We start from the raw sequence: 12,047 nt of genomic DNA on the forward strand, positions 1-12,047 counted from the left end.
GCGGTGGGCTGTCAGTCGCCGAAGCGCTTCATCCGGTCGAGGACGGAGGCCGCGGTGGGCTCGAGCATCTCGTCGACGAGGTGGCCGTCGGCGAGGAACAGGGCGCGATCCGCGTAGCCGGCGGCGACGGGGTCGTGGGTCACCATGACGACGGTCTGGCCGAGGGTGTCGACGGCCCGGCGCAAGAAGCCGAGTACCTCGCTCCCCGAGCGGGAGTCGAGGTTGCCGGTGGGCTCATCGGCGAAGGTGACGTCGGGCCGGGCGAGAAGGGCCCGGGCGACCGCGACGCGCTGCTGTTGGCCGCCGGAGAGCTCCGAGGGCTTGTGCTCCAAGCGGTCGGCCAGGCCGACGCGACCCACGACCTCGGCCATCCAGGCCGGGTCGACCTTGCGCCCGGCGAGCAGCGCAGGGAGGGTCATGTTCTCCTCGGCGGTGAGGGTCGGCACCAGGTTGAACGACTGGAACACGAAGCCGATGCGATCGCGCCGCAGGTGGGTGAGCTGGCGGTCGCTCAGCGTCGAGAGGTCGGTGCCGGCGATCTCGACCGAACCACCGCTCACCGAGTCGAGCCCGGCGAGGCAGTGGAGCAGGGTGGACTTGCCCGAGCCGGAGGGTCCCATCACCGCGACGAACGTGGCGGCGGTGACGCCGACGGTGACGTCGTCGAGGGCGGCGACCGCAGCCGGGCCGGTGCCGTAGACCTTGCTGACGCCGAAGGCTCGGACCGCGGCAGTGGAGCTCGGCGGGGCCGAGACATCGGGTCGGGTGGGGGAGATGGTGGGCACGGGTCCTCCTCGGGACGGGTCCTGCGGTGTGCCCCCATCGTCTGCCTCTCGGGCCGCGCCGGCGATGGCGCACGCCACCGGAGCGACGCGGTGGCCACCCTCCGCCCCGGGGTGGGGACAGCCCCACCCCACCGTCGGTTCCCACGGGCTGGACCCGTCGGCGAGGATCGAACTGGTCGGCCTCCTGAGTGCGGGGAGCCCCCAGACCACCTACCAGTTCCCGGATGGTGAAGCCGTCGGCTACGCGGGGCCGTAGCGGATCTCGACGCCGCCGGCCCCGGCGTGGGCTCGGATCCGCCGGGGGCTGGTCGGGTCGGTGGCCACCGCGACGTCGGTGCCGCCCGCACCGGAGCGGGCGTCGACCAGGTAGGAGCCGCTCCCGGAGGGGACGACGACTTCGACGTGTCCGGCTCCGGCGTCGGCCTCGACCACCTCGGGGGCGTCGCGGAACGACAGCTCGATGGCCCCGGCGCCAGCAGTGGTCCGCACGTCGTCACTGCCGAGGCGCTCGGCGATGATCGACCCGCCGCCGACGCGGGCGTCGATCGGACCGTCGAGGTCGACGAGCTCGACCGAGCCGCCGTCGCTCTCGACGTCGACGCGGCCTTCGACGTCGGACACCACGATGCGCCCGGCGCCGACGTCGACCGCCGCGGAGGAGGGCACGGTGACCGTCACCCGGCTGTGGCAGGTCACCGACCAACCGTTGCAGCGGACCCGGACGGTGAGGAGCCCGTCGACGAGGCTCTGGGTCACCTCCGGCCGGGCGAAGCCGAAGTTCGACCGTCGTACGACGTCGGCGCGGTCGGTGGGCCCGCCGCCCTCGACGGTCACCGATCCGTCGACCCGGACGACGACCCGCTCGACGCGGCCCTCGAGCGTGCGGGTGGCGTCCTCGGTGCCGCGGACGAGGAGACTGGCGCCCGACACGGCGGCGAGTCCGATGACGATCACGGTCAGGATCCCGCCGAGGCCCAGGACCAGGCGCCGCACCACCGGGTGACGACCGGCGCGCGCCGGAGTGAGCGGTCGCGCCGGATTGGTCGGCGTTGCCGAGGTTGGAGCGGTCACGGCGCCGCCTCCAGGTAGCGGAGCACGGCCAGCACCCGGCGGTGGTCGACCTCGGCGATGGGCAGATCGAGCTTCATGAAGATGTTCGACACGTGCTTCTCGACGGCGCCGTCGGACACGACGAGCACGTGGGCGATGGCCCGGTTGCTGCGGCCCTCGGCCATGAGCTTGAGCACCTCGGTCTCACGGGGGGTGAGAGCCTCGAGCGGGCTGCGGTGCCGGCTCGTGGCGAGCAGCTGGGAGACGACGTCGGGGTCGAGGGCGGTGCCGCCCTCGCCCACCCGGCGCACGGCGTCGACGAAGTCGCGCACGTCGGCCACCCGGTCCTTGAGCAGGTAGCCGACGCCGACGGTCGAGCCTGCGAGCAGCTCGGTGGCGTAGCGCTCCTCGACCCACTGCGACAGCACGAGGACCGAGGTGGCGGGCCAGCGACGACGGATCTCGATGGCGGCCCGTAGACCCTCGTCGGTGTGATCCGGGGGCATCCGGACGTCGGTCACGACGATGTCGGGCTGCTCCGCCTCGACGACGACCATGGCCTCCTCGGCGTCGCCGGCGGTGCCGACGACCTCCTCGCCGGCATCGACGAGCAGGCGGATCAGGCCCTCGCGGAGCAGGACCGAGTCCTCGACGATCACGATGCGCATCAGGACGTTCCTTCGGGGGCAGGAGGGGGAGCGGTCCGCGTCGCGGCGGGCAGGGGCAGCTCGGCGCGCACGGTCGTGGGTCCGCCAGGGGGGCTGGTGACCCGGAACGCGCCATCGACGGCGTGGGCCCGATCGGCGAGGCCGCGGAGGCCCGAGCCCCGCTCGGCGTGGGCGCCACCGATGCCGTCGTCGCTCACCTCCACGACGAGCGACGAGCCGGTGTCGGCCACCACCACGCGGGCCCGATGGGCACCGCTGTGGCGCGCCACGTTGGTGAGCGTCTCGGAGATGACGAAGTAGGCGATGCCCTCGATCGACGGCGGTGCCCGGCGCTCGATGCGGACATCGATGTCGACCGGCACCGGGGCCCGGGACGCGAGGCCGGCCACCGCCGCTCGGAGGCCCCGGTCCGTGAGCACGGGCGGGTGCAGGCCCCGGGTCAGGTCGCGGAGCTCGACCAGGGCGCTCTTGGCCTCACGGTGGGCCTCCTCGACGAGGGCCTTGGCCGCGTCGGGGTCAGACTCCATCTTCTCCTTGGCCAGCCCCAGGCCCATGGCGAGGGCGACGAGGCGCTGCTGGGCGCCGTCGTGGAGGTCGCGCTCGATGCGCCGGCGCTCGGCCTCGGCGGCGTCGACCACGTCGGCCCGGCTGGCCTCGAGGGTGTCGACCCTCTGGCGCAGCACGTCGGCCTCGCCGCCACCGAGGAGACCTTCGGCCATCCCCAGGGAGAGGCGGCTGAGTCCGCGGGTCACCCACGGGGCGGTGAACAGCACGACCAGTCCGAGCAGGCCGGCGGCGAGGGCCTCGGTCCCCGGCGCGACATCCCACCATGCCAGGGCGGCGCGCTCGGAGGGGGCTCGCGAGATGTAGAGCGGCAGGAGCGTGAGGGCCAGGCCCAGCGCCCAGGTGGCCACGGTGATGGCGAAGAAGATCACCGCCTTCGGGAGGTGCACCAGGTGGTAGCCCAGCTCCTTCCATGTGGCGCTCGAGCGCAGCCAGCCGAACACCCGCCGGTGCCACGGCCCGTCACGCCGCCGGTGGGGGCTGGTGATCTCCACGCCCGTCAGCGCCGCGAGCCGGAAGCGCTCGACGTGGCCGACCAGCCGGGACCCGGCCAGGAGCACGGCCAGGGAGACCGCGGAGACCGGCAGGATCGGCAACGTCGACACGGTGACCACGACGAGCCCGATGAGAGGCGTGGCGGTCACCACGGCCGAGAACAGGTCGACGACGACGTGCACCAGAGCCACCAGCGTGCGGGGGGCGACCGGCGCCGTCAGTCCCCGCAGCACCAGCCGCGGCGCGCTCACCCGTTCGGGGAAGGAAGCGACAGAGGTCACCGCACCCAACCTACGGAGACGGCCGGTGAGGGGCCATCCTGTCCCCCGGTGCCGCGAGGGTGGGGTTGTCCCGAGGGTGGGGTTGTCCCCCGGCCCGGGATCGACTGCACCGGGCCACACCGGCCAAGATCCCCTCGTGCCGGCGCAGGATGACGACCCCAAGGACCCGTTCCGCCTCGGCGACGACCCGGGGTGGCGACCCGGGCACCGCGACGGCCGCCCGGACGGGCTGGTCGCACTGCGGATGACCTTCCTCGCCGTCTGCTCGGGCCTGCTGGTGGTGGGCGTGGTGGTGGGGGTGCTCGCCGCCGACGCCGATCGGGCCGACGGCTCGGTGTCGCCGTGGGTCGCGGCGGCCGCTGTCGCCGGGGTCGGCGTGCTGGGGCTGCTCGCGGTCCGCTTCCTGCCGCTGCGGCTCGACTGCTCCGACGAGCTGGTCCTGGCCGGGTCGTGGCGGAGCCGCTTCCTGGGCCGGGTGGCGGCGGCCGAGGTGGCGGCCCTGGCGGGGTTCGTCGCCTACGTCCTCACCGGTACCCCTGCGCTCTACCCCTTGGGCCTCGTGTTCAGCGCCCTCGGCCTGGCCTACGCGGGTCCGTTCCGGGCCACGTTGATCCGCGACCAGGAGCAGCTGGCCCTCGAGGAGTGCGCCATCGCCCTCGTCCCCGCCCTGCGCCACGCCGTCACCCGCGACCGCGGCTGACGCCGGCATCGTCCCGTCGAGGCCCGTCGCCGACGGCCCCGGGATCGACGTCCCGGAGCCGCCGAGGTCCGGTGGTCAGCCGCCGCCATCGAAGTAGGCGTCGCTGCCGACGATCGTGGCGGTGAGGTTCAGGTCGGTGCCGGTGCGCAGCTGGGCCGCCCAGGAGGAGAGCTCCCCGCCGCTCGGCGGCCGGCGCAGCAGCAACACTGAGAGGTCCCGGGCCCGGCGCTCGCGCACCTCTCGGAGCGAGAAGATGATCGAGCCGACGCGGGACCGCGAAAGGCCGTCGTCGACCCGGCCGATCCAGTAGTCGCGGCCGGCTGGCTCAGGCAACCGCCCGATCAGGGCCAGGAACGTCTCATCGACGAAGGCCGGCACCTCGCGGTTGGCCCGGTCGAAGAACGCCGGGGAGCCCACCAGCTGGGCCGCGAGCAGCCGCTCGGACCCGCCCGCCCGGAGGTGGGAGATCCAGAAGGCCCGCCCGTCGGGGTCGGGGTCGAAGCCGACGATCTGGCGGTAGCGCTCGTCGACCACCTCGCCCAGCCAGTGGTCGCCTCGCGCCAGCCGGAGGGCGAAGCCGGCCCGGGTGATGGTGCCGGCGCGGATCCGGTCGGACCAGTACGCCAGCCCGCCCGGATCGGCTCGGCGCCCGGCGAGGTCCTGGTAGGCCCGCTCGACGAACGCCTCGACCTCCCCCAGGGCGGGGCCGATGACGGCGACCGGCGAGGTGACCACCGTGGTCCCCGGGACGCCCGTGGCGGCGAGCTCGGTGCGGACCTCCCCCGGCCCGCCGGCGTAGCCGGTGACCTCGACGGTGTAGCTGAGCGAGTCGCCGGGCGTCGGGTCGGTGCTGACGACCGCGAGGTCGGCCGACTCCTCCCCGTCGGGGACAGTTGGCGGGGTCTGAACCCGCGACTCACCGCCGGTGCCGTTCTCGTTCTCGGCCCCGATCACAAGGTCCTCACTGAGACCCGTGAGGTCCGGGAGGTCATCGGACGGATAGGTGAGCTCGACGTCCTGCGCGGCGTTCATGCCGAGCCACACCTGGAACGTCTTGCGCTCGTCGGTGCCGAAGGCGTTGAGCTGCCACTCGATGACCGCCCACGAGTCGCCGGTCTCGTCGTCGGTGAGCGTGGCCACGACGATGCCGGGGGCGCCCTCGCCGGTGAGGTCGCTCCAGAACGGGGCGATCACGTTGTTGGGCGGGGCGATGTCGGGCAGGACCTGGGGCGGGCAGCAGACGATGTCGGTGCTCCCGGCGCTCCCGCCCGCGATCAGGTAACCGTTGGTGGTGACACCGATCCGGTCGTACGGGATGCCGTTGTAGAGGAACGGCTCGGCGAGGTCGAAGTCGAGAGCCTCCTCGTCGCCGACCGGGTTGGGTGCCACGCCGAAGGAGTCGAGGGGCAGGTACCCCGCGACGCCGAGCGGCTCGAGGCTGGGGGTGCCGGGCTCTCGGCCCGACAGCTCGGTGGGGGGCAGGGTGGCGGTGCGGTTGTCGGTGACCTCAGCCGGTGCGCCGGCCGTGGCCACCCGCAGGCGGTCGTTGACCGTCGTCGTGCCGCCGACGGTGGTCGGGCCGAAGCCGTCGTTGGTGGCGGTGACGGTGCAGGCGCTCGTCGCGCCGACCTCGACGTCGGCGGGATCGCAGTCGCTGGTGACGGTGGCGCCGCCCTGACGAGGGGCGAAGGCCACGGGCAGGTGCAGCGGTGCGCGGCCGTTGGCGCGGAGGCGGATCTCACCGAACTCCTGGCCGTCGGTGTTCGCCGACTGGATGGTGATCGTCAGCGCCTTCGAGGCGCCGGCGGGGATGGTGAAGCGGCTCGGGCTCACGTCGATCGCGCTGCCGTCCCCAGCGGAGGTCGACACCGCGTAGGTCGCGGTGCTGGCGCTCACGTTGGTCACCGTGCGGGTGGTGGTCACCCGGCCCGGCATCAGCGGTGCGTTGAGCGACGGGAGGTTCAGGTCGATCGACGTGGTGGGGTCGTTCGTGAGGTCCAGGAAGTCGCGCGCCGTCTCGTCGAGCGTGAGGCCAGGGTCTTTGGCGGCGGCCAGGTCGATGCGACCGGCGCCCATGTCGAACGGGTCGGCCGGGGTCTCGAGGTCCTCCTTGACCACGTCGGTGGTGGAGGTGGTCATCAGGGCGGACCGCACCTGCCCGGGGGTCCACTCGGGGTGATCGGCGAGCAGCAAGATGCCCGAGCCGGCCACGTGCGGCGCCGACATCGACGTGCCCGCGATGGCCTGGAAGTACTCACCGGGAGGGCCCACGACGATGCTCTCGGGCGTGGGCGTGTGGCCGGCGAGGATCTGCACGCCGGGGGCGGTGATGTCGGGCTTGACGAAGGCGCCGGCGGGGCCGCGCGAAGAGAAGTTGGCCATGACGTCGCCCGCCCCGTCGCGGGGCTCGCCGGCGGTGAACGACCCGGTGACCTCGTCGTTGGCCGCCATGAAGGCGGTGAACTCGGTGCCGTCGGCGAGGTGCACGACCGGCAGCCAGTGGTTGTCGGTCTCGACATCCGCGAGGGTCGGGTTGTAGAGCACGACGCCGGCGGCCCCGCCGAGGAAGGCGTTGTACCCCGAGGCCACGCGCCCGGCAGGGTTGCCGCGCTCGCAGCCGACGATCAGGCCCTCGAAGGTGGTGTCGCTCGGGGGCTCGGTGGCGCACTGGACGTCGGTGTAGCCCTCGACCTCGGTGGCCAGCTCGACGGGTGCGTCCCCGGTTAGGCCCGACCCGATCGAGACGCCCTCGGCGGTGAAGGTGGCGCCGCCGTCGGCTGTGAGGGTCAGCGTCGAGCCGAACTCGCGGGTCTGGGTCGAGGCCGCCACGGAGGTGACCCAGGGCGAGAGGTGGTTGGCGGTGGCGGCGGTCGGCCCCGAGTTGCCGGCCGAGGTCGCCACGTAGATGCCGGCCGCGTAGGCGTCGAGGAAGGCCAGCTCGGTGGGGTCGGCGAAGGGGTCGACCCCACCGGAGATCGAGTAGTTGATGACGTCGACGCCGTCGAGGATGGCGGCCTCGACCGCCGCGGTCGTGTCCGACGTGTAGCAGCCGAGGGCACCGCAGACCTTGTAACCCATCACCGAGGCGCCCGGCGCGACGCCGGAGATCGGGCCCCGGTCGATGCCGAACACCTCGGCCTCGTCGACCACGCCACCGGCGGAGGTGGTCGCGGTGTGGGTGCCGTGGCCGTTGCTGTCGCGGGCCGAGTCCGGGTAGGTCTCCTCGGGCAGGCCGGCCTGGGCGAGGTACTGGTCGATGAAGGCCCGACCCCCGACGAGCTTGTTGCCGCACTCGTGGACGTCGACGGCCTCGGTGAGCGGGTTGTCGCCGTAGTCGCACTCGAGGGCGTTGCCGTCGGGGCGCGGGGGCGCCGCCGGCAGGTCGGGGTTGTCGGCGAACGACGGGTGCTCGGGCCACAGCCCGCTGTCAAGGCTGCCGAAGAGGATGCCCTCACCGGCGGTGGCCCGACCGCCGACCTCGTCCCAGACCGCCGGCGAGCCGATGAACTCGTTGCTCGAGTCGGTCAGGAGCTGGCGCAGCTCATCGGCGTGGACGGCGACGACGCCGGGCACCGACAGGAGGTCGCGGGCCCGGTTGGCGGGCACCGTGGCAGTGACCCCGCCGTAGACGACGCGGAGGCTGCGGCCGATGCGGGCCTCGGGCACCGTGGCGGCGATGGCGTCGGTGATCGCGGTCTCGCGCCGCGCGACCTCGAGGGCGTAGCGGCTCTCGGTCGCCGCCCTGGTGGTGAGGGAGCGCCCGGTCGTGCTGGGGCTCGTGGCGGGGATGTCGCGGACGCCGCCGGAGTAGCTGGCGATGGCGTCGTAGTCGAGCTTCACCATCACCGGCACCGGGGTGGTGTCGGTGCGGGCCAGCAGGTCGGCGTCGCTCTCGGCCACGCGGCTCGCGGGCGCCTTGGACCCCTGGACCCGGTCGCTCGGGGCGAGCGGGGTGGCGCTCAGTCCGTCGGCCGCCCGGCTCGATGGCACCGCACCCGCAGGGGGCGAGGACGCCACCACCGTGGTCGCAAGGGTCGCGTGGCCGCGACCGTGAGGTGGATGACACGGCTCCTCATGGATGCCTCCCGTGGCGTTTGGAGCGGGGTTGCGGGGGGTACTGCCGGTCCGCCCTCAGCAGTGACGTCAGGCACCATAGACCCACTTGTCAAGGTGTGCGACGATCACCCGTCAGCGGCAGCGGTTCGTCCTGTCCGCTGCCCGCATCCTCGACCACGATGATCGCCGAGGGCGCAATGGCCGGGCGGACTGTCCAGCTCCGGGCGAGGACGAGCGAGCCGTGGACGCCTTCGACATCGCCACCGCGTTCGACAAGCTTGGTCGCCTCGGAGATGATGAGCTCCCCTGCGACCACCGTGAGGTCCCAGGCCTACTCATTGGTTCGCCGGGTGGGCCGCCGACCCTCCTCCAGGACGACAGCTGACCGTTCCCATCGAGGCAGACACCGAGCCCCCCGCCGTCGTGCGGGGGTAGGGACCGATCCCGGCCGCGGCGGGTCCAGATGTCAGCGGAGAGGGTGGGATTCGAACCCACGGTGAGTTTCCCCACACACGCTTTCCAAGCGTGCCGATTCGGCCGCTCTCGCACCCCTCCACGTCCCGAGGGACGGAATGCACCGCCAGGATAGGCCGCGACCCTGGGGCCGGGGCCAGCGGATGGGGCGGCGGTGACGTCCGTGCGACCAGGCGCTACCCTGACGGCCTCGCCCGTCCTCGCAGGGGCGGCCGGGTCCTGTGCAACTGCACGCCGTGAACCGAGTCAGGGCCGGAAGGCAGCAGCTCTCAGCGGACTGTGCGGTGTGCCGCAGATCACCTGGCCGCCACCTGCGGGGACGGGTCCTTCGAGCCCGTCCGACCGGGCCACAGGTGCGGGAGGCCGACGGTGGTGGACGCGGAGCACGCCGGAGCGGCGCCGGAGCCCCCGGTGGCCCGGCCTGCGCCGCGCCTGTCCCGCACTGTCGCCGGCTTGCGCATCCCCCGCCCCCCGCGCCACGGCCTGCCCGCCCTCGCCGGGCTGCGGGGCCTGGCCGCCGTCGCCGTGGTCGCGACCCACGTCGGCTCCGTCACCACCTTGTCGTCGCGGCCCGGTTGGGTGGGCGAGTGGCTGACGCCGACGGGCCTCACCGGGCTGGTCATGTTCTTCTGGATGTCGGGCTACTTGATCCTCCGCCCCCCTGCGCACCCACCAGGAGGGCCGGCCCCGGCCCCCGATCCTCCGCTTCGTGGCCCAGCGGTCGATCCGCGTGTACCCGACCTACTGGTTCATCCTGATCTGCGCCGTCGTGATCTTCGGCATCGACCGGTTCAGCGCTGAGGAGTGGCCGCAGATGCTGAGCCTGACCTACTTGTTGCGTGACGGGTACTTCCCCCGAGGGTTGTTCGTGGCCTGATCCCTCGCGGTCGACATGGTCTTCTACGTCGTGGCGCCGGTGCTCGTGGCGGGGATGTACCTGCTGGCCGGGCGCGGGAGCACCGTCGCCGCCCGACGGCGGGTGCAGGGCATCGTGCTCTGTGGGCTTCCCGCCGCACTGGTGGTGGTGACCATCGCCAGCGGCGTCGCCCGCGATGGTGACTGGGCCGCGGCGGTGGCCTCGGCGACGCCGGTCGTGATCGCCGCGCTCCTCATCGGCGGTGCCTTCGCCTGGGCCTTCAACCGCGAGGCGCCCTACCCGACCCTGATCGCCCTGGCCCGTCGCCCGTGGATCTGCGTCGCCGCCGCCCTCGCTCTCTACTGGCTGATCACCCAGGTGGGGTTGCCCCTGGGCCTCGTCGGGGTGGCGTCGACCGAGGGTGCGGCCTGGTACAGCTTCCTGTCGATCACGTTCGTCGTCGTCGTCGTGCTGCCGGCCGTCCTGCGCCCAGACGACACGTCGCGCTACCACCGGGTCCTCGGCGGCGTGGCGCTGCGCTGGCTGGGCGAGCTCTCCTACGGGCTCTACCTCTGGCACGTGGCCGTGCTGAGCGTGCTCGACCGCGTGCTCGGGTTCCAGGGCCGCACCGGCACCCACGTCCCCCTCTTGCTGGCCACCCTCGGGCTCTCGCTGGTGATGGCCGCCCTCAGCTACGTGCTCGTCGAGCAGCCCGTCCGCCGCCTGTCGAAGCGTTGGGTCGGGTCGATGACGACGGTGGCCCGCTCGACCGGGTCGACCCTCACCAGCCCCGCGGCATGAGCCCAGGCCGAGGTGTCCCGGTGCCGGGACGGGAGTCCGGCGACGGTCGATAGCATCGCCGGCGATGGCCCACCAGTCTCTCTACCGCCGCTACCGACCCCAGCGGTTCGCCGAGGTGCGCGGGCAGGACCACGTCGTCAGCGCCCTGCGCACGGCGGTGGCCGAGAGCCGGGTGGGCCACGCCTACCTCTTCAGCGGACCCCGTGGCACGGGCAAGACCTCCACCGCCCGCATCCTGGCCAAGGCCTTGAACTGCGAGAACCTCTCAGGCGGCGAGCCGTGCGGGGTCTGCGAGGCCTGCGTGGCGATGCAGGCCGGCACCTCCTATGACCTCCAGGAGCTCGACGCCGCCAGCAAGAGCAAGGTCGACGACGTGCGGTCGCTCATCGAGAGCGTCGCCCTCGGCAGCCCGGGGCGCACCAAGGTGTACATCCTCGACGAGGTCCACATGCTCTCGACCGGGGCGTCCAACGCCCTGTTGAAGACGCTGGAAGAGCCACCCGACCACGTCGTGTTCGTACTGGCCACCACCGACCCCCAGAAGGTGCTGCCCACCATCCGGAGCCGCACGCAGCACTTCGAGTTCCACCTGCTGCCCGCCGACGAGCTGGCCGACCACGTCCGCTGGGTCATCGACGACGCCGGGCTCGACGTGGACGACGCAGCCATCGAGCACGTGCTGCGCGCCGGCGGCGGCTCGGCCCGCGACACCCTCTCCGCCCTTGACCAGGCTGCGGCCGGCGGGGTCAGCACCGACGGCGACCACGCCGAGGCCTTGGCCGATGCCGTGGTGGCGGTCGATACCTCGGCGGCCCTCTCCGCCGTCGCCACCGCCACCATCGCCGGACGCGACCCTCGCGTGCTGGGCGAGGCGCTGCTCGCCCACCTGCGCGACGTGTTCCTGCACCGCATGGGCGGACCGCTGGGTCACCTCTCCGACGCAGCCCTCGCCCGGGTCGCCGGGTGGGCCGAGCGGGTCACCGACCGATCGGTGACCCGAGCCCTGGAGGAGGTGGGCGAGGCGCTGCTGGCCATGCGCCAGGCGCCCGACCCCCGCATCCCCCTCGAGGTGGCGCTCGTGCGGCTGACCCGCACGGCGTCGGCCTCGTCGGGTGAGGGCGGGGGTGCGGCCCTCGACGACCTCGTCGCCCGCCTCGAACGCCTCGAGCGTGGTGCGAGCCCGGCGAGCCCGGCCGCTCCGACCGGCGGCGACGGGCCGGAGCTCCCGACGGCACCTTCCGCTCCCTCGGACGCAACCGGCCCGTCGAGCGCCCCGGCGCCCGCGCCCGGCGCACCGCAGGGCCGCGAGGCGGCCCG

The 12,047-nt window shown here is 73.3% G+C and carries 10 protein-coding genes, 1 tRNA gene and 1 other RNA gene; 6 read left to right on the forward strand and 6 right to left on the reverse strand.

The genetic code is table 11. The features are described from left to right. Positions 1–11: 11 nt before the first annotated feature. The 4 genes from VNL12_RS09730 to VNL12_RS09745 all read right to left on the reverse strand — a co-directional run bounded on the left by VNL12_RS09730 (position 12) and on the right by VNL12_RS09745 (position 3,843). A complete protein-coding gene (locus VNL12_RS09730) occupies positions 12–785 on the reverse strand; it encodes an ABC transporter ATP-binding protein (RefSeq protein ID WP_325593992.1) in 774 nt (257 codons plus the stop codon). A gap of 240 nt (positions 786–1,025) precedes the next feature. Next, a complete protein-coding gene (locus tag VNL12_RS09735) occupies positions 1,026–1,856 on the reverse strand; it encodes a hypothetical protein (RefSeq protein ID WP_325593994.1) in 831 nt (276 codons plus the stop codon). Beyond that, positions 1,853–2,503, reverse strand: a complete 651-nt coding sequence (locus tag VNL12_RS09740) for a response regulator transcription factor (protein ID WP_325593996.1) — start codon at positions 2,501–2,503, stop codon at positions 1,853–1,855. Before VNL12_RS09740 ends, VNL12_RS09735 begins: the two co-directional genes overlap by 4 nt. Further along, positions 2,503–3,843, reverse strand: coding sequence for a sensor histidine kinase (locus VNL12_RS09745; RefSeq protein ID WP_325593998.1), 1,341 nt, complete (start codon positions 3,841–3,843; stop codon positions 2,503–2,505). Before VNL12_RS09745 ends, VNL12_RS09740 begins: the two co-directional genes overlap by 1 nt. Positions 3,844–3,979: 136 nt before the next feature. On the opposite strand from VNL12_RS09745, the gene VNL12_RS09750 reads away from it, so the two are divergent. Next, positions 3,980–4,543 carry a hypothetical protein gene (locus tag VNL12_RS09750; protein WP_325594000.1) on the forward strand — a complete coding sequence of 188 codons (564 nt, stop codon included), beginning with the start codon at positions 3,980–3,982 and terminating at the stop codon, positions 4,541–4,543. A 75-nt stretch (positions 4,544–4,618) separates the two neighbouring features. On the opposite strand, the gene VNL12_RS09755 is transcribed toward VNL12_RS09750, so the two are convergent. Further along, a complete protein-coding gene (locus tag VNL12_RS09755; protein WP_325594002.1) occupies positions 4,619–8,443 on the reverse strand; it encodes a S8 family serine peptidase in 3,825 nt (1,274 codons plus the stop codon). Between the two features lie 397 nt (positions 8,444–8,840). Between VNL12_RS09755 and VNL12_RS09760 the strand changes: the two genes are divergently transcribed. Further along, the gene (locus VNL12_RS09760; RefSeq protein ID WP_325594003.1) at positions 8,841–8,984 is read left to right on the forward strand and encodes a hypothetical protein; all 144 of its coding nucleotides are present in this window, start codon (positions 8,841–8,843) and stop codon (positions 8,982–8,984) included. A gap of 85 nt (positions 8,985–9,069) precedes the next feature. Here the strand turns inward: VNL12_RS09760 and VNL12_RS09765 are convergent. Further along, positions 9,070–9,154 (reverse strand) — tRNA-Ser (locus tag VNL12_RS09765). Between the two features lie 129 nt (positions 9,155–9,283). On the opposite strand from VNL12_RS09765, the gene ffs reads away from it, so the two are divergent. The 4 genes from ffs to dnaX all read left to right on the forward strand — a co-directional run. After that, positions 9,284–9,382, forward strand: an RNA gene (gene ffs, locus VNL12_RS09770) — signal recognition particle sRNA small type. 400 nt (positions 9,383–9,782) lie between these two features. Next, a complete protein-coding gene (locus tag VNL12_RS09775) occupies positions 9,783–9,950 on the forward strand; it encodes a hypothetical protein (RefSeq protein WP_325594005.1) in 168 nt (55 codons plus the stop codon). A gap of 15 nt (positions 9,951–9,965) precedes the next feature. Next, entirely contained in the window at positions 9,966–10,730 is a 765-nt protein-coding gene (locus VNL12_RS09780) for an acyltransferase family protein (RefSeq protein WP_325594007.1), read from the forward strand. A 64-nt stretch (positions 10,731–10,794) separates the two neighbouring features. Continuing rightward, the coding region (gene dnaX, locus VNL12_RS09785; RefSeq protein ID WP_325594009.1) for a DNA polymerase III subunit gamma/tau at positions 10,795–12,047 on the forward strand (1,253 nt) is incomplete at its 3' end.

The sequence above is a fragment of the Iamia sp. genome, assembly GCF_035575815.1.
In the GTDB taxonomy this organism is placed as follows: Bacteria; Actinomycetota; Acidimicrobiia; order Acidimicrobiales; family Iamiaceae; genus Iamia.